18 protein-coding genes are annotated in these 18,444 nt (G+C 40.1%); 2 read left to right on the top strand and 16 right to left on the bottom strand.

Features of this window, described 5'->3' with window-relative positions:
• Positions 1-177: 177 nt before the first annotated feature.
• The 14 genes from GQR46_RS04490 to yceD all read right to left on the bottom strand — a co-directional run bounded on the left by GQR46_RS04490 (position 178) and on the right by yceD (position 12,121).
• Positions 178-2,037, bottom strand: a complete 1,860-nt coding sequence (locus GQR46_RS04490; RefSeq protein WP_165740138.1) for an alkaline phosphatase D family protein — start codon at positions 2,035-2,037, stop codon at positions 178-180.
• A gap of 4 nt (positions 2,038-2,041) precedes the next feature.
• Positions 2,042-2,821: a YchF/TatD family DNA exonuclease gene (locus GQR46_RS04485; RefSeq protein ID WP_007585741.1), complete on the bottom strand. Its 780-nt coding sequence runs from the start codon at positions 2,819-2,821 to the stop codon at positions 2,042-2,044.
• A gap of 115 nt (positions 2,822-2,936) precedes the next feature.
• The gene (locus GQR46_RS04480; RefSeq protein ID WP_002962367.1) at positions 2,937-3,263 is read right to left on the bottom strand and encodes a PilZ domain-containing protein; all 327 of its coding nucleotides are present in this window, start codon (positions 3,261-3,263) and stop codon (positions 2,937-2,939) included.
• An 11-nt stretch (positions 3,264-3,274) separates the two neighbouring features.
• A complete protein-coding gene (locus tag GQR46_RS04475; protein ID WP_165740136.1) occupies positions 3,275-4,189 on the bottom strand; it encodes a DNA polymerase III subunit delta' in 915 nt (304 codons plus the stop codon).
• Between the two features lies 1 nt (position 4,190).
• Entirely contained in the window at positions 4,191-4,817 is a 627-nt protein-coding gene (gene tmk / locus GQR46_RS04470) for a dTMP kinase (protein ID WP_002962371.1), read from the bottom strand.
• 6 nt (positions 4,818-4,823) lie between these two features.
• Positions 4,824-5,816 (bottom strand): endolytic transglycosylase MltG, encoded by a 993-nt coding sequence (gene mltG, locus GQR46_RS04465; RefSeq protein WP_165740133.1) that lies wholly within the window; start codon positions 5,814-5,816, stop codon positions 4,824-4,826.
• Complete coding sequence (pabC, locus tag GQR46_RS04460; protein WP_165740131.1) at positions 5,810-6,625, bottom strand: aminodeoxychorismate lyase; 816 nt, start codon at positions 6,623-6,625, stop codon at positions 5,810-5,812. The genes mltG and pabC overlap by 7 nt, the downstream gene beginning before the upstream one ends.
• Before the next feature lie 59 nt (positions 6,626-6,684).
• Positions 6,685-7,923, bottom strand: a complete 1,239-nt coding sequence (gene fabF, locus GQR46_RS04455; RefSeq protein WP_165740129.1) for a beta-ketoacyl-ACP synthase II — start codon at positions 7,921-7,923, stop codon at positions 6,685-6,687.
• A 216-nt stretch (positions 7,924-8,139) separates the two neighbouring features.
• Complete coding sequence (gene acpP / locus GQR46_RS04450) at positions 8,140-8,376, bottom strand: acyl carrier protein (RefSeq protein ID WP_002962377.1); 237 nt, start codon at positions 8,374-8,376, stop codon at positions 8,140-8,142.
• 250 nt (positions 8,377-8,626) lie between these two features.
• Positions 8,627-9,373: a 3-oxoacyl-ACP reductase FabG gene (fabG, locus tag GQR46_RS04445; RefSeq protein ID WP_165740127.1), complete on the bottom strand. Its 747-nt coding sequence runs from the start codon at positions 9,371-9,373 to the stop codon at positions 8,627-8,629.
• 11 nt (positions 9,374-9,384) lie between these two features.
• On the bottom strand, positions 9,385-10,311 hold the full coding sequence (fabD, locus tag GQR46_RS04440; protein WP_165740125.1) for an ACP S-malonyltransferase: 927 nt from the start codon (positions 10,309-10,311) through the stop codon (positions 9,385-9,387).
• 52 nt (positions 10,312-10,363) lie between these two features.
• The gene (plsX, locus tag GQR46_RS04435) at positions 10,364-11,404 is read right to left on the bottom strand and encodes a phosphate acyltransferase PlsX (protein WP_007585728.1); all 1,041 of its coding nucleotides are present in this window, start codon (positions 11,402-11,404) and stop codon (positions 10,364-10,366) included.
• Between the two features lie 12 nt (positions 11,405-11,416).
• The gene (rpmF, locus tag GQR46_RS04430; protein WP_002962381.1) at positions 11,417-11,587 is read right to left on the bottom strand and encodes a 50S ribosomal protein L32; all 171 of its coding nucleotides are present in this window, start codon (positions 11,585-11,587) and stop codon (positions 11,417-11,419) included.
• Between the two features lie 9 nt (positions 11,588-11,596).
• The gene (gene yceD / locus GQR46_RS04425) at positions 11,597-12,121 is read right to left on the bottom strand and encodes a 23S rRNA accumulation protein YceD (protein WP_007585727.1); all 525 of its coding nucleotides are present in this window, start codon (positions 12,119-12,121) and stop codon (positions 11,597-11,599) included.
• 131 nt (positions 12,122-12,252) lie between these two features.
• Here yceD and GQR46_RS04420 point away from each other — a divergent pair, with 131 nt between their 5' ends.
• Positions 12,253-12,852: a Maf family protein gene (locus tag GQR46_RS04420; protein ID WP_024593395.1), complete on the top strand. Its 600-nt coding sequence runs from the start codon at positions 12,253-12,255 to the stop codon at positions 12,850-12,852.
• Between the two features lie 9 nt (positions 12,853-12,861).
• Here the strand turns inward: GQR46_RS04420 and GQR46_RS04415 are convergent, their stop codons facing one another.
• Positions 12,862-13,524 carry an HAD-IA family hydrolase gene (locus GQR46_RS04415; protein ID WP_024593396.1) on the bottom strand — a complete coding sequence of 221 codons (663 nt, stop codon included), beginning with the start codon at positions 13,522-13,524 and terminating at the stop codon, positions 12,862-12,864.
• Entirely contained in the window at positions 13,521-14,480 is a 960-nt protein-coding gene (rluC, locus tag GQR46_RS04410; protein WP_024593397.1) for a 23S rRNA pseudouridine(955/2504/2580) synthase RluC, read from the bottom strand. The genes GQR46_RS04415 and rluC overlap by 4 nt, the downstream gene beginning before the upstream one ends.
• A gap of 772 nt (positions 14,481-15,252) precedes the next feature.
• Between rluC and rne the strand changes: the two genes are divergently transcribed.
• The gene (rne, locus tag GQR46_RS04405) at positions 15,253-18,399 is read left to right on the top strand and encodes a ribonuclease E (protein WP_165740123.1); all 3,147 of its coding nucleotides are present in this window, start codon (positions 15,253-15,255) and stop codon (positions 18,397-18,399) included.
• The last annotated feature ends 45 nt before the right edge of the window (positions 18,400-18,444 follow it).

Genomic DNA, 18,444 nt, shown 5'->3' with positions numbered 1-18,444 from the left:
GACAACCTTACCCCGTGTAAGTAATTTATTCACTAAGAGGGTATGAGGCGCTGCGCTTTTAGAGAAGAAAATAAAAACCAAACGCAGTTTTTATTAGTATTATGTCTTCTCATTTACTCCTCTTTCGCTTCTCTTTGTGAAAATAGATCTTTAATTTATTCAACAATTGATTAAGAATTACTGTTCTTCTAAATCAAACTCAGTTAAATGCCCTTCACCGTGTATAAGCTGATAGCGGGCTAAATTTCCTTGCTCTAGTGTTATTAAACTAATAGCTGAGTCGCTTACTAAGTATTTTTGCCCTTCGCCTATTGTTTGGTGCTTATCTACTTCCATGTGCCAGCGTTTAGTAAAAAAGTTTAAGGGGCTTTTTGGGCCGTATAAAATTGAATCTAGCTTATCGAGTATGTTTATTAATTTACGCGGAAATTCGTTTTTAATACCACTGGCGGTTAGTTGCCAAATTCGATTGGGGTGATCGCCAAAACGCTTTTGCACCGAAAAGCAAAATGAGTAATGTACGTCTCCCGATAAAATTAGCGTTTCGTTGGGGGTATCGGTTCGCCTAAACGTATCGAGTAACTTTTTGGCCGAGCCTTCATGCGCCATCCAGTTTTCTACGTCAACCATGAGCGGTTGACCACATATATTAAAAGCAGCCTGTATGGCTTCTATTGATTTAACACCAAACACGGGAGCTGGCGATACAATAATAACTTGGTCGTGGCTTAATAGGCTTTCCTCAAGCTCAGTGAGACGTTCCCAATCAAGTAGACCTGACGGCTCATTAAAGTTTTGCTCATTTCGCCAGCGGTGCGTACGCGTATCTAGCACCACTACTTTGGGTATTGTCGTTAACTCGTAATGCCAAAAACTAAAATCGTTTAGTGGTTTATCAAATGCTTTAAACTGCCATAAATTATTAGCAGTACGGCTTTGCTTGAAAGGTGTAAGTAGCTCGCCTGTTTTATTTAGTGCATCGTTCCCCATCCCTTGGAAAAGCCAATAACTAATTAAACCGTTATTAATGATCCGTTTACTACTTGGGTTTTCATTTATAGCTTGCTCCCACCCAGCGGTGAGGTTCCAATCGTCGGTTACATCATGATCGTCAAACATCATTAGCGTAGATACATTGGCAAACAACCGCTCTACTTCACTTAAGCCTTTTGCATAGTCAATCAACGCTGATTTTTCAGCGTTAAAAATAGTTTTATTTTGCTCGCTTTGACCTAAATATGCTGTGTTTTGTATATCGACGCATTGCCAAGCGGCAGCACTAAAGTTTAATAAATAAAGTGCTATATATTCTTCAAAGTGGATAAGGTGATTATACGCTTTTACACTTGAAAAATGCGGTTCGTCTTTTTTTAGCCAATAACCCACACCTAACTTTGAGCGCTTTTGCCAAGGCGTTTTTGGTAAGAACAAATGACGATTATAAAGTTGCTCATTTATGTCGGCGGGTAGCTCAATGGCAAGTGGTTGCTCTTTATAAATACCTAACGCTTTAATTAACTGATGAATAGCTAATAACATGGGGCCTGCTACGTCATCGGCGTAAACCTGATCGCCGCTCAGTAATAACAATTGTGCACCTTGGTTATTATTACCGCGCTGAGTATTTTGCCAGTGACTTGCAGACACTAAGCTATCTTTTGCTGGGTGATGTGCATTACGACACGAGCCATGCAAAATATCACTGAGTTTATTGGGGATTACAAATGCAGGCGTTGTTTGATTGCTATAGCACCAAGGCGATAAATCAATTATTGCATCGTCAATGATGAGCTCATAACTTAATAATTTATCTACAGGAAACAGATTTTCTACTGATTTTATAACAATAAAATGCAGGTATAAGTGCTGGCCTAAAGCGATAGTTTGTTGTTCGCTATAACACTCTACATTTAATAAGTTTATTTGGCAGCTAGCCGATTTGGAGGTAGCAAACTGAATGCAGACTCCAGTTTGCTCTGCACGGCGCACCATTGGCCCCATTAGTAAAATAGGAAGGTTTACCGTGTGAGTAATCATGTATTTAGCCTTTAGCTGCTAATTTAAATAAAGAATAAAAGTTCTCGGTAGTCGCTTTAGCCAGTTCATTAAAGCTAATGCCTTTAAGTTCGCTAATGTAATAAGCAACATCTTCTACGTACGCTGGCTGGTTTGTTTGCCCACGATACGGTACTGGTGCTAAATAAGGCGAGTCAGTTTCTATTAGTAATCTATCTAGCGGTATTTGTTTTACTACTTCTTTTAGCTCAATAGCATTTTTAAAGGTAACAATGCCCGAAATAGAGATATAAAAGCCCATGTCTATGGCTTTTTTAGCCATATCCCAGTCTTCAGTAAAGCAATGTAGCACACCACCGCAGTTTTCGGCCTTGTGCTCGCGCATTAAATTAATGGTGTCGGCGCGGGCATCACGGGTGTGAATAATTAACGGTTTTTGTAATTCGTTAGCTACTTCAATATGCCCAACAAAGCTGGCTTGCTGCACTGCGTGAGTATCTTTTGAATAGTAGTAATCAAGGCCCGTTTCGCCAATAGCAACGACTTTTTCGTGTGAGGCTAAGTCAATTAGTTGCTGTTTATTAAGGGCGTCTTTTTGATCGAGTGGATGTACACCACATGAGGCTGAGACATCGTCGTAATGCTTAATTTTATCAAGCATGCTTGGAAACTGATCAAGCGTTACGCTTACACATAAAAAGTGCTCTATTTGCTTTGCACGCGCTTTATCAAGAACTTGGTCAAGGTTTAAGTCTAGTTTATCAAAATCAAGACGATCTAAATGGCAATGAGAATCTACAATCACTATAAGGCCTGTATTATGTTCAGGGTTTAAATTTGTTCGTTTAATTTATTATGTTAATAATTAAAAGAACCCAATATAGGGCGGCGTTAATCTCAATGAAAAACCGACCCTATAACTACATGGTATATGTTTGATCGCCTGAGTTTAACATAGTCCCAAGTAGCTTTTCGATTTTAGCGTTTAGGTTTGTTTTATCGTCTAAAAAGCTAATACCAATACCTGGAGGGTTAGAGCTTTGTGCCCCTTGTGGCGTGATCCACGACACTTTACCTGTTACTACATCATCTTCTAAGGCATCGGGCAAGGTAACTCTAAGTGCTAATGAATGCCCTGCTTCGTAACGCATATTAGTACGTACAAATAAGCCACCTTTTTTTAAGTAAGGCATATAACAACGGTATAACTCGTCTAAATCGTCTATGTCTACTAGTAGTTCTTGCATGATTAATCCTTTTAAGAATTTCGCAATGTGTATGCTAATCGCGATACAGCAAGCGATAAATTAAGGCCAAGTACTTGTGTGTTATTTTGTAAAAACTCGCCTAATGCATTTTGAGCACTTTTATAAGCGTCAAAACTCATACCTTGCAGTAATTGCTGCTTTAGTTGCACACTTAAAAACAAAGTAAATATACGAACAAGTTCAGGCTGTTTATTTATTATATCGACTAACACTTTGAAATTATGGCTTTGTTTAAACTCAGTTGCAAACTTATACAGTGTATCAATATTTTTTAGTTGGTCTTGCTGTTGCCAATGCTTTACTTGCAGCGGTTGGTTATAAAAAAGTGCTAACCAACTATAGTTGGGTATATCTAATGTCTCTAGCCATTGCTGAGCAAGTGCTGTATTTGTTATTTTTACATCACTTTTAGCACATCGACTTAAAATAGTTGCAGGGAGCTGTGCTGGTTGGCTTGTAGTTAATATTAAAAAGCGGCTATTAGTTGGCTCTTCAAGTGTTTTTAATAATGCGTTAGCTGCGGCTGTAGTCATTTTTTCGCAATTTTCGATTATCGCGACTTTATTACCATTTTGCGCAGCTGAGTGATTCATAAAATCACTAATGCCACGTATATCGTCTACGCCTATGCTTTGCCCATCTACCTGCGTTAAGCGCTTGTCGGGGTGAGTACCCGCAAGAGTAAGTAAACAGCTTTTACACTGCCCGCAAGGTTTTAGCATACTATTTGGCGCTACTACCTGCTTAGCAATATTTTGGCATAACAAAGCATTACCAAGCTCATCACTTAACTCAAATTTACCTACGCCAACAGGCCCACAAAATAATTGCGCATGATGAAAACGCTCTGCGCGATAACTTTGCGCTAAACGTGCTTGGGTATCATGTAGCCACGGCAATGGCATATTATTTTAGGCCTTCAAAAAATGAATGCAGTACATTGGTTATATCGCGATGTACTTTATCAATACTTTGGTTTGCATCAACCGTTTTAATTGTGTTGTCGTCATTAGCAAGTTCAACATAACGCATACGTGTACGCTGAAAAAACTCAATGGCTTCTTGTTCAATACGGTCAAGCTCACCACGTCCTTTTGCACGTTCAAGGCCTATCACTGGATCAATATCAAGGTAAATAGTTAAATCAGGCTTTAAGCCCTTTAATACCATTGACGAAAGTGAAGCTAATGTATTTGAGCTAATACCACGCCCACCACCTTGATACGCCTGAGACGATAAGTCATGACGATCGGCAAGTACCCATTGGCCTTTATCAAGCGCTGGGGTAATAACATTGTGCATTAATTGCGAACGTGCTGCGTACATAATAAGCAACTCGGTTTCAAAGGCAATTTCTTCTTCGTGCTCTGCTTTTACAAGCGTACGAAGCGATTCAGCAAGCGGTGTGCCGCCAGGTTCGCGGACGTTAATGAAGTCTATTTTTTGTTTGTTTAAAAAGTCTTGGCATAACGAAATAGCGGTTGATTTACCCGCGCCTTCTAGCCCTTCTATTACTATAAATTTTGGTTTCATAAACAATTAATTCTTTTTATTTAATATATACGTTTTAACCGCCGCATTATGCTGCTTTAACGTGGTTGAAAATTGGTGGCTACCGGTACCATCGCCTTTTGCTACAAAGTAAACGTATTCACTTTGAGGCGGATTAACTGCAGCTAAAATAGCGGCTTTTGAAGGCATTGCAATCGGTGTTGGTGGTAAACCATTAATACGATACGTATTGTAAGGCGTATAATCGCGTAAATCTTTGCGTTTAATATCGCCATCAAAATCAGCGCCTAATCCGTATATTACGGTTGGATCGGTCTGTAAGCGCATATTGGTGTTTAATCGATTAACAAACGCTGATGCAATTAACGGACGTTCGCTAGCAAGGCCTGTTTCTTTTTCAATAATTGAGGCCATTATAAGTGCTTCGTATGCTGTTTTGTAAGGGAGATCAACTGCGCGCTGCTGCCAAGCATCGTCTAACGTTTGCTGCATTTTTTGTGCGGCACGTTTTAATACACCGCTTGCGGTATCGTTATTATGATAATGGTAAGTGTCGGGAAATAACCAACCTTCTAAGTGCGTATTATTACCCAGTATTTGGGTACTTAGTTCATCACTTTTTAGATCGTTTTGTAAATTATTGGCCTTTTTAATAGCACTTAGTACTTCACGTAAGTTTTGCCCTTCAATAATGGTAAAACTAAAATTGATTTGCTGGCCTTGGTTAATTTTTTTTACGTTGTTGATAACGCTATCGGCTGTTAACTCGTAAAGCCCTGCTTTTAAATCGGTAAGTGTTGGGTCTAATTTTGCAATTACCTGATAACGCCAGCAACTCTCTACCCAGTTATTAGCTTGCCACTGCTGACATAACTTATTAAAGCCAGTGCCATGCTTAACTTCAAATTGTGTGTTTTCAGTTACTTTTAGCGGGCTATTTATTGTTGCTTGTAATTGCTGGTAACCAATAGCAGTGGTTATAACAGCTAAAAAAAGTACCGATAAAATAACTTTTAACACTCAGCCTCCTTGGCTAATAATTTAGTTAGTAATGCGTTGCTGTCGTCTGTATTAAATACCTGTTGCTCAATACGTTTAACGGGTACTGCTCCCATTAAGCTATTACACACAAATACGGCGTCTGCTTGGGTTAAATCTTCTACTTTCACGCGTTTAAATTCAACAGGCAATTTATCACATAACGATTGTAGATAAACGCCCTTTATTCCGCACTCATCAAGCAATGGCGTAAACACACACTTATTTTTAATCGCAAAAATATTAGCTGCTGAAGCTTCAATTACATTGTTATTGTAATCAAGCACTAACACATCGTCGCAGTCTTGTGTTTGCATTGCTTTTTTAATTAGCACTTGCTCGAGCCTGTTTAATGTTTTGAGGCCTGCTAAATAAGGCTGTGTCGCTAACTTAATGGGGCTTATTTCGAGATTTACACCCTTTTTAGCAAGCTCACTGTAATTACTCGGGTAATCTAATACACTCAATAAAATAGTGACATTACACTCACTTGGCAGCCCATAACCACGCCCGCCTTCGCCTCGCGTTACAAGTATTTTAAGCACGTTTAGTGGTGCAGCGTTTATATGCAAAGCAATTCGATTTTCAAGGCTATTAAAGTCTAACTCAGGAAAACCCAAGCGCTGTGCGCATTCAATCAAACGCGCTTTATGATGAGCCCAATACTGTACTTGCCCATCAACAACCTTAGCGGTTGTAAAAAAGCCATCACCGTAATTTAAGCCCCTGTCACGCGTGCTTAAAGTGCTGTTTTGATCTACTGCTATTATTGTTTGCATTTTGTTTGGCATATAAAAAAAGCCCAGTTAAACAACTGAGCTCTTATAATTTGATTCGTTGTTAAAAAAGATTATACCTTTTTAAATAGCAACGAGCCATTAGTACCACCAAAACCGAACGAGTTACACAGTGCAAAGTCTAACTTTGCATCACGTGCAGTGTGAGCAATATAATCTAAGTCACACCCTTCGTCTGGGTTATCAAGGTTGATAGTTGGCGACACTTTTTGATCTGTCAGTGATAAAATCGAAATAATCGATTCAACTGAACCTGCAGCACCTAACAAGTGACCCATCATCGATTTAGACGAGCCTACCATTACATCTTTAGCTGCATTACCAAAAATAGACTTAACAGCCGCAGTTTCTGCTTTATCGCCTGCATTTGTAGATGTGCCGTGTGCGTTAATGTAACCAATTTGCTCAGCGTTTACTTGCGCATCGTTTAGTGCGTTTTGCATTGCAAGTGCCGCGCCCGCACCATCTTCTGGTGGTGACGTCATGTGGTACGCATCGCCACTCATACCAAAGCCTACAAGCTCAGCATAAATTTTAGCGCCACGTGCTTTAGCATGTTCGTACTCTTCTACTACAACAACACCAGCACCGTCAGAAAGCACAAAGCCATCGCGGTCTTTATCCCAAGGACGAGAAGCAGCTTGTGGCGAGTCGTTACGTGTTGAAAGTGCACGTGCAGCATTAAAGCCACCCATACCAATTGGGGTACAGGCTTTTTCTGCACCGCCAGCAACCATTGCATCTGCATCACCGTAGGCAATCATACGCGCTGCATGGCCAATATTATGCAAACCAGTTGTACAAGCAGTTACAATTGAAATATTAGGACCACGAAGTCCATGCATTATTGATAAATGACCTGAGATCATATTAATAATGGTAGACGGCACATAAAATGGCGATAACTTGCGAGGACCACTGTTTAATAGCTTAATGTGATTTTCTTCAATAAGTGTTAAGCCACCAATACCAGAGCCCACGGCTACACCAATGCGTGCTGCGTTTTGCTCAGTAATTTCAAGGCCTGAATCTTTAAAGGCTTGAACACCCGCTGCAATACCGTACTGAATAAACAAGTCCATTTTTTTAGTATCTTTCGCTGACATGTATGCAGTTGCATCAAAGTCATTTATTAAACCAGCGAATTTAGTACCAAATTTTGATGTATCAAAGTGCGTTATTGTTTGAATGCCACTTTTACCATCTAATAAGCCTTGCCAGGTTGATTGAACATCATTACCTAGCGGCGTCAACATTCCTAAGCCAGTTACGACAACTCGACGTTTAGCCACGGTTTGCCTCCAATAAGGGGAATTTTACAAGGGGATGATCATACCCAAGCTACCTCAAAGTGCTAGTCCCAAAATAGATTAAAAACGCATAACACAATCAAAATTAATTTTTAGCTAAAATTGAGCATTGAGATTTAAGTTTTGAATCACGAACTTTGAGGTGGTTTGGATATAAAAAATTAAAGGCAGCGGATGCTGCCTTTAACGTGCGATTAATTACTCAGCGTGTGCTGTAACGTAATCGATAGCAGTTTGTACTGTAGTGATCTTCTCAGCTTCTTCATCTGGGATCTCAGTATCAAACTCTTCTTCAAGAGCCATTACTAGTTCAACAGTATCAAGAGAATCTGCACCTAGGTCATCTACGAAAGAAGATTCATTTTTAACTTCTTCTTCTTTAACACCTAGTTGTTCAATGATAATTTTCTTTACGCGTTCTTGGATATCGCTCATTCTTCTTTCCTTTATTAAAAACGCCAATGCGTTATTTTCAGATTGCGGCGTAGTTTACGCCGCATAATTCTCTGATTCAATGATTTGACCATAAATAATTGTCTGGTCAAACCTCTGAGTGTGTGTTTTGTCTTTTATCGCTTATTTTCGCAGCGATTTCAAGTATGTTTAAAGCAAGTTCACAAATAATTCAATGTTTTTGAGGTAACTTACTTAACTTTATCAAGTAGCAATCTAGGTACAATGGCGATTAAACCATGTACATCGCGCCATTTACATGCAAAGTTTCGCCTGATACATACGCAGCCGCGTCAGATGCTAAATAACATACTGCAGCAGCAATTTCGTCTGGTTGGCCTAAACGCCCTGCTGGAACATTTGCAAGTGTTGCTGCTTTTTGCTCATCAGTTAAATTATCAGTCATGTCTGTTTGAATAAAACCAGGTGCGATTACGTTAACTGTAATACCGCGTGATGCAACTTCGCGCGCAAGTGACTTAGAAAAACCAATTACACCCGCTTTAGCCGCTGCATAATTAGCTTGACCTGCATTACCCATAGTACCCACTACTGAGCCAATGTTAATAATACGGCCTTTCTTTTTCTTCATCATTGGACGAAGTACCGCTTTAGATAAACGGAAAACTGAGCTTAAATTAGTGTCAATAATATCGTCCCACTCAGTTTCTTTCATACGCATTAATAAGTTATCGCGTGTAATACCTGCGTTATTTACAAGTACGTCAATATCGCCTAAATCAGCTTTTATTGCAGCAAGTGTTGCTTCAATAGATGCAGGATCGGTTACGTTTAATGCATAACCTTTACCGTTTTCACCTAGGTACTCACTAATTTTAGCAGCGCCTGACTCACTTGTTGCAGTACCTGCAACTTTAGCGCCTTGTGCAACTAATGTGTTTGCAATTGCTTTACCAATACCACGGCTGGCGCCAGTAATTAGGACAACTTTGCCCTCTAAAGAAAATAAATTAGACATTTTATATACTCTTATTTAGCTGCAGCGATTGAAGCGGCGTCGTTTACCGAACCACAAACCATTGCTTTATCAATTCGTTTAGCAAGTCCTGTTAATACTTTACCAGGACCAAATTCGTAGCTTTGTGTTACATCTTGTGCAACCAAGGCTTGTACTGTTTCTGTCCAGCGAACTGGGCTGTAAAGCTGGCGTACTAGTGCATCTTTAATTGCATCAGCTGACGTTTCAGCTTTTACATCAACATTATTAATTACATCACACTTAGGTGTATTAAATATTAAAGCGGCTAAGTCTGCTGCTAGCTTGTCAGCTGCTGGCTTCATTAACTCACAATGTGACGGTACGCTAACAGAAAGTGGTAATGCACGTTTAGCACCGGCATCTTTACATGCTTGCGATGCTCTATCTACTGCCGCTTTATGGCCTGCAATAACAACTTGACCAGGAGAGTTGTAGTTAACTGGAGATACAACCTCACCTTGCGCTGAGGCAGCACAAGCCGCTTTAATTTCTTCATCGCCTAAGCCAATAATAGCAGCCATTGAACCTACGCCTGCTGGCACGGCTTCTTGCATGTATAAACCACGGTTTTCAACAAGCTTTACGGCTTCGCTCAAGCTTAATACATCGCTACATACTAACGCTGAGTATTCACCTAAGCTGTGACCCGCCATAACAACGTCTGTATCAGGGTTAGCTGCTAACCAATCACGGTAAATAGCAACACTTGCAGTTAGTAATGCAGGTTGTGTGCGGTGGGTTTGATTTAATTTTTCTTCTGGGCCATTAAGAACTAGCTCTGCTAAGTCGTAACCCAGTGCATTTGACGCTTCTGCAAATGTTGCTTTAACAATGTCAGAACTCTCTAGTAGTTCTTGTAACATACCAACGCTTTGCGAGCCTTGACCTGGGAATAGAAGTGCAATTTTTTGTGCCATACTTTGCTCTTTTTAATTAAACAAATAAATAATGAAATACACGGCACATCAATTATTGATTAACCGCCGTGTCTTTAGAATGTGTTTTTTCGAAAATAGCGGCTATTTTATCAGGAAGTTGACGTTCAACCTCTTTTACCGCTTCATCAATTGCTGCTTGAAATGCTTTAGCTGACGCATTTCCATGACTTTTAACGACAATACCGCGCAATCCTACCAGAGAAGCACCGTTATACTGGTCGGGGTTCACCCTTTTATAGAGTTTTTTTATTATTGGGCGCAATATAAACGCCATACATTTATATAAAAGGTGCTTTTCGAGTGCGGTTGTAAACTTATTCATAATAAGCTTGGCAATGCCTTCACATGTTTTAAGTGCTACGTTGCCAACAAACCCTTCGCATACAATTACATCAGCCTTACCCGAAAAAATATCACTTCCTTCGCTGTAACCAATATAATTTATATGTGGGCTTTGCTGCATTAATTGTGCAGCTTGTTTAATGTCGTCGTGGCCTTTAATGTCCTCAGCGCCAATATTTAATAAACTAACGCGAGGATTATCCAAACCAAGTGCTTGTCCAGCAACAATAGAGCCCATAATGCCAAACTGATACAACATTTGCGCATCACAATGCACATTAGCACCTAAGTCAAGTAAATATACTGGGTTTTTAAGCTCTGTAGGAACAGATGAAATGAGTGCGGCACGTTTAACACCTGGCAGCATTTTTAATACATAGTGAGCCATAAAAAATAGAGCGCCGGTATTACCTGAGCTAACACATGCTTGAGCCTCGCCCGATTTAACTAAATCTAGGGCAACACGCATGGATGAATCTTTTTTTGAACGCACAGCAATTGCTGGTTCACAGGCATTAGTGACTATTTCACTACAGTGACGAATTATGAGTCTAGGATGAGGTAGAGAATCGAGGGATTCGAGTTCTTTAGATATAACGTGTTCATTGCCACATAAAATGAGAGTTAAATTGGCATGAGCATTTACCGCACAAACAGCAGCAGGAATAGATGAACGGGGGCCGTAATCGCCCCCCATCATATCTAACGCTATGGTTAGATCTTTCAGCATATAAGTAATCTCTTATTTAGAAATTACTTGAACGCCTTTGTAGTAACCATCTGCAGTCACATGGTGACGACGATGAGTCTCACCAGATGTTTGATCTACAGTTAAAGTTGGACCACTGATCGCATCGTGTGAACGGCGCATGCCGCGTCTTGCACGAGACTTTTTGCTTTTTTGTACAGCCATAGTCTTCTCCTAAGAATCTTTCTTAAGTTGTTTCAAAATATCAAATGGATTAGGTTTATCATCTTCCGCCTTTAATACACCAAAGCTGGCAGGCTTTGCTGAATAACTGCATGAAGCTTCGTTGTGGGTAGCTACTAATGGAATTGCTAAAATTAGTTCGTCTTCAATTAAATTAAAAACGTTAACTTCACCATTTTCATCAAGCGCTACTTCATCGTAGTCTTCTGGAAAAATATCTAACTCTGTATCTTCACCTACTGGTGAATATGCAAAGTCTTGAACCAAATCCAACCCTAAATCACCATTACAACGTTGACAAATGACAGTAACGTGTGTGGACAAATTGCCTCTAATCACAGCGAAACCTTGATCATCGTTTTTGCAATGTATTTTTACCGCTATTTCACCTACTTCTTCCTGCACAACTTTCTCTAAACGAGTAAGTTTTTCAAGCGGTACAATTCCGTCATACTTTAAACGGTGCTGCGCTGCTTTGCCTGGATGAAGAGTGATGGGAATTTTCACCTTTTGCATAGGGGCTGCATCATATAGATAGTTAGTTTGTTAGTCAAAGTAAAAAACCATTTTTACTTGGTTTTTAACGTGTTTTACTCTCGGATCTGATTTATCCTAACTCAATCTGAATTATTGAAGGAAAACAGTCCGTGAAGCACCCACTTATTTTAGCGTCAAGCTCGCCTTTTAGGCAGTCTTTATTACAAAAATTTAATTTACCATTTGATACGTTTTCACCGGATGTTGACGAATCAGCACTTGAAGCCGAAACACCTACTGAACTGGTTAAGCGTTTAAGTGAATTAAAAGCCTCAGCGGCTAATAAACACTTTAACAAAGGGTTAGCTATTGGATCAGACCAAGTCGCTGTGTTTAACAATCAAATTTTAGGTAAACCACATAATAAACAAAATGCCGTAAAACAACTAAATTTATTTAGCGGCAATACTGTAACATTTTTAACAGGGCTTTGTGTTTACGATATTGTAACTGGCACTAAAAAAACGAGTGTTGAACCCTTTGATGTTACTTTTAAAATACTTAGTGATGCACAAATTAGTGCTTATTGCGACGCAGAGCAGCCTTATAACTGTGCTGGTAGTTTTAAAAGCGAAGGGTTGGGTATTTGTTTATTTGAAAAACTAACGGGTGACGATCCTAATAGTTTAATAGGATTACCATTAATTAAACTCAGCCAATTACTGGCTGAGTTTGGTATTGACGTGCTTACTGCTCAGGACAAGTTCTAGTTAAATAAATTAGCCAAGCAAAATCTGTTGCAGATGCAGATAATTATCTGCAGTTGCAATAGGGCTAAGCTCATTTAGTTGCTGAGCGTTGTGTACACCCATAGTTACACCAATTCTATCCATGCCAGCGGCTTTTGCCATGTTCATGTCTATTTGAGTGTCACCAATCATTACAGCGTCATTAGCGCTTATGCCAAGTTCTTCTAGTAATTGATACAACATATCTGGAGAGGGCTTAGATTGCGCTTCGTCGCTAGTACGCGTTGCACTAAAAAAGTGGCGCAATTTACTTTGTTCAAGTAAACGATCTAATCCATCCCTACCTTTACCCGTTGCTACGGCTAAAACAATGCCCTGCTCTTTTAAGGTACCTAAAACGCTGGCAACATTATCAAATACAGGAGTAGGTGTGGTATCCACACTATACTGATGCTTATAAGCAGAAATTAACGCTTGATGCTGCGCTGCATTATTGGGAAATAAAACGTCAATTGCTTTTTCAAGCGACATCCCAATAATATTCTTAATTGCTAAGTCGCTTGGCGGCACAATATTAAGTAACTCGGCGCTACTACGAATACAGTTAACTATTTTAGTGACTGAATCCATAACTGTGCCGTCCCAATCAAAAATAACGAGCTTATATTTTTTAATTGGTACTGCTTTAATCATAGTTTTGCATCACGTAATTTTAGTAATGTATTTTTAAGCGTTTTATCCAGCGGTGCTTCTACTCGCATCGTTGTTTCGTTTTTAGGATGATAAAAAGTTAAATCGTGTGCGTGTAAAAATAATCGGTTTAAACCAACTTTACGCATAGAATCGTCAAAACCCTGATCGCCATATTTATCGTCGCATGCTATTGGGTGGCCTTTACATTGCGTATGCACACGAATTTGGTGCGTACGTCCTGTAACAGGTGATGCTTGTACCAATGAGCAATCGTTAAAGCGCTCTAATACTTTAAAGCGAGTATGTGAAGGTTTACCCTCAGTGTTATCTACGCGTACTACGCGCTCACCCGATTTAAGTGTGTTTTTACGCAGCCCTTCGGTTACGTTTTTAGTTTTAGAGTCCCACTGCCCTTCTACAAGCGCCCAGTAATTTTTTTCCATTGTTTTTTCACGAAGTTGTTCATGCAATGCGGTTAACACCGAACGACGCTTCGCGATAAGTAAACAACCCGATGTATCACGGTCAAGCCTATGAACTAGCTCAAGGCTACGTTCTTCTGGGCGAAGTGCGCGTAGTGCTTCAATTAAACCATAACTTAAGCCACTGCCACCATGAACAGCCATACCTGATGGCTTATTGATAACGATGAGGTATTTATCTTCAAATAAAATATCGTTTTCAAGGCGTGTTACTTTGTCTAACTTTGATGGAACAAATTCTTCACGCTCAGCAACTCTGATAGGTGCAATACGAAGTACATCTTCAAGCTGTAGTTTATATACAGGCTTAATACGCTTTTTATTAACGCGTACCTCACCTTTGCGCAAAAGTTTATAAATAGCGCTTTTAGGCACCCCTTTTAAATGGGTAATAAGAAAGTTATCAATACGCTGACCTAAATGGTCTTCGTTGATCGTGACATAAGTTACTTGTAAGTCGTTTTTTTCTGACATTGCCTAATCACTAATTTAAGTAAAATAATTTAGTTGCTAACACTGTAATAATAGTGGGATAATCAGCAGCGCAAATATTTAGTATTTGCAAATAACAACGGTGCTTTTTAACACATTAAAACATTCGTGATGCACATTCTGGGTAGCCGATCATACAGATCCGAGTTAAGTTTTCCAAAGCTTTTATGCCTCCTCAGTTAACACGTGCGATCAATTAACGGCAATGCGCGTAATATATTGCTGGTTAAGTTTGAACATGAAGCGATTTTTAACGTGCTAGAGAAAGCAATGAACAGATAATTTGTCTGATAGTGACGACGTAAAAAACGTCGTTCAGCACTAGCTCAATTATTGTAGTACCGTATAGCAGCTTATTTAGAACTAAAAAAATCTAATAAATAAGCGTTCATTAACATCGGCAGCGATTTTTGCTCTTAAAACGGATATTAGCGATACATCAGTATGTATTGCTCACCAACTTAATGAGCCCTACGCGCCTAATATGAATGATATTTAGTAAGATTAATATGACAGGCCGACTTCTGGGTAAAACTTGTAAACGTAGCTGAAAAGCCGACAGTTTTAGCACCATTAAGAATTTAATAGCGATAATAATTGCTATTGTTTGCCAGCATTTAAAATACTGCATACGAGAAACAGAGCCGTTCCGTTAAAGACCCAGTCGTGAGGCTGCACATTCTAAAAATAGGGACAACTGAACAGGCGAGAAAAACATCGTCATGTCAGCGACATAAATAAGTAGAGTAACAATATGAAACGTATGCTAATCAATGCAACGCAGCAAGAAGAAATGCGCGTAGCACTGGTTGATGGCCAGCGCCTTTATGATTTAGATATCGAAAGCCCAGGTCACGAACAGAAAAAAGCCAATATTTATAAAGGCAAAATCACTCGCATTGAACCATCTCTTGAAGCAGCATTTGTTGATTACGGTGCTGACCGCCATGGTTTCCTTCCTTTAAAAGAAATTGCCCGTACTTACTTCCCTGCAGGTTACACTTTTCATGGTCGCCCTAACATCCGCGACGTGATCAAAGAAGGTCAAGAAGTAATAGTACAAGTTGATAAAGAAGAGCGTGGCCAAAAAGGCGCTGCGTTAACTACTTTTATCAGTGTTGCTGGTAGCTACTTAGTGCTTATGCCTAACAACCCACGTGCTGGCGGTATTTCTCGTCGCATTGAAGGTGATGAACGTACTGAACTTAAAGAAGCATTGGGTCGTTTAGAACTTCCTAAAGGTATGGGCTTAATTGTTCGTACAGCGGGTGTTGGTAAATCGTTTGAAGAATTAAACTACGATTTAAAAGCATTATTAGTACATTGGGAAGCAATTAGACAAGCAGCCGATAGTGCTAAAGCGCCATTTTTAATACACCAAGAAAGCAATGTAATATTCCGTGCGATACGCGATTATTTACGTCGTGATATTGGCGAAATTTTAATTGATAAACCACGTGTTTTTGAAGAAGCTAAAGCGCACATTGAGCGTTTTCGTCCTGACTTTATGAGCCGTGTTAAGCTTTATCAAGGTGACACTCCTTTATTTACGCATTACCAAATTGAAAGCCAAATTGAGTCTGCGTTCCAGCGTGAAGTACGCTTGCCTTCTGGTGGTTCAATTGTAATTGACCCAACTGAAGCACTAACGTCTATCGATATCAACTCGTCTAAAGCAACTAAAGGCGGCGATATTGAAGAAACAGCACTTAATACTAACTTAGAAGCGGCCGATGAGATTGCACGTCAATTACGTCTTCGTGACTTAGGTGGTTTAATTGTTATCGACTTTATCGATATGACGCCTCCACGTCATCAACGTGAAGTAGAAAATCGTTTAAAAGATGCTGCTCGTCCAGATCGTGCTCGTGTTCAAATTGGTAAAATTTCACGCTTTGGTTTACTTGAAATGTCGCGTCAGCGTTTGCGTCCTTCATTAGGTGAAGCAAGCCAAGGCCCATGCCCACGTTGTAGTGGCCAAGGTACTATTCGTTCAAACGAATCAATCGCGCTTTCTATTCTTCGTTTAATTGAAGAAGAAGCAATTAAAGACAACACAGCACAAGTAAATGCACAAGTGCCTGTTGCCGTTGCCGCTTATTTATTAAATGAGCAACGTCGTAGTGTTCATCGCATTGAAAAACATCATAAATGTGACGTAGTGATTATTCCTAATCAACATATGGAAACACCACATTACGAAGTTATGCGTTTACGTAAAGACGAAACACTTGAAACGGTAAGTTACGGACAAGTTGTTGCGCCTGAACCTGAAGCATTTGAGATGTCAAAATCACCAAGTGCACCAGTACGTGAAGAGCCAATGCTAAAAGGTGTTGTAATGCCTTCTACACCGGCTCCACAAGCAGCGCCTGCACCAGTAGCTCAGCCTGTAGTAACAGAGACTAAAACTGAAGGTGGCTTGTTTGAAGCAATCACTAAATGGTTTAAATCATTATTTGCAAGCGAAACAGTAGAAGAGAAAAAAGAAGCTGTAGAAAAAGAGCAGCAAGAAGCGCGTAATAACGCTCGCCGTGGTAACGATAATCGTCGTCGTAATAACAACCAACGTCGTCGTAATAATAACCCGCGCACTAATAAACCACGCAATGAGCGCCCTGCAGCTGAAGAGGAAGTTAAAACAGACTCACCAGCAGCAACAAGTACCGAGACTCAAGAGAGAAACGAGAACCGCAATAAGCGTCGTCGTAACCCTAACTCTCGTAAGCGCCCAGAGCATAAAAGCGAAGAAAAAGATCAAGTTAAAACTGAAGCCCCTGTAAAAGCAGAAGTAGAAGTAGAAACTGATTCTAAGCCAGCTCAAGCTGTAGAGCCTAAAGAGCAAAAGCCTAAAGTTCGCCGTCAACGTCGTAACATACGTAAAAAAGTACGTCTGCAAGATGAAAACGCTGAGCAAGCTAACTCAACAGAGCAAACACCTGAACAAGCTGTAGTTATTGATACTCCACAAGTTCAAGAGCAAGCACCTGTTGTAGAAAAGCAAACGCAAGCTCCGGCAGAAAAAACAGCGCATATTAAAGAGGAAAAAGTTGACGTTGAAACTGTTGATTCTAACGATGAAACAGCAACTACAGAAGACGAGCAAGAGCAAACACGTACACGCTCACGCCGTTCTCCTCGTCATCTTCGTGCATCTGGTCAACGTCGTCGACGTCCTGAAGGTGAAGCAGAAGTTAAATCTGATGAAGCCCCTGCATTTGTTCCAGTTGCTGATCAAGCAGCTGCAGAATATGAAGCAGAACTGAAAGCGAAATCTGAAGAAACACCTGTGGATGCAGCGCAGCAAATTGAACAAGCCGTTGCCGTTGAAGACTTAGCAAAAGTTGAAGCTGTAGAAGAGCCAGCTAAAGTTGAAGCGCCTGTAGTAACTCAAGAGCCAGCTAAAGTTGAAACTCCAGTAGCAACTGAAGAGCCAACTAAAGTTGAAACTCCAGTAGCAACTGAAGAGCCAGCTAAAGTTGAAGCGCCAGTAGTAACTGAAGAGCCAGCTAAAGTTGAAGCGCCAGTAGTAACTGAAGAGCCAGCTAAAGTTGAAACTCCAGTAGTGACTGAAGAGCCAGCTAAAGTTGAAGCGCCAGTAGTAACTGAAGAACCAACTAAAGTTGAAACACCAGTAGTAACTGAAGAGCCAGCTAAAGTTGAAGCAAAAGTGAAAACTGAAAAATCAGCACCGCATGTTAAAACAGCGGTAACTCAAGGGTCTGCAAGTGCGCCAATGGCACAACCTACTCCTGTAGCTGATAGCGAAGTAAAACATACATCTGTAGCAATGGCTCACGATAAACGTGAACTAGTGCCAGACAGTGGTTTACGTGCAGGTTCTATCAAACCTGCTGGTCGTGCAAGCTCTGCAACGACTAAAACAATGAGTGTTGATTAATAACTAACACTTATTAAAAAGCCCCGCTATTTGATAAATAGCGGG

The sequence above is a fragment of the Pseudoalteromonas sp. Z1A6 genome (assembly GCF_011378745.1).
Taxonomy (GTDB): Bacteria; Pseudomonadota; Gammaproteobacteria; order Enterobacterales; family Alteromonadaceae; genus Pseudoalteromonas; species Pseudoalteromonas arctica.
Note: the sequence above shows the minus strand (reverse complement) of the source record. Positions and strands in the feature narration are given on the sequence as shown.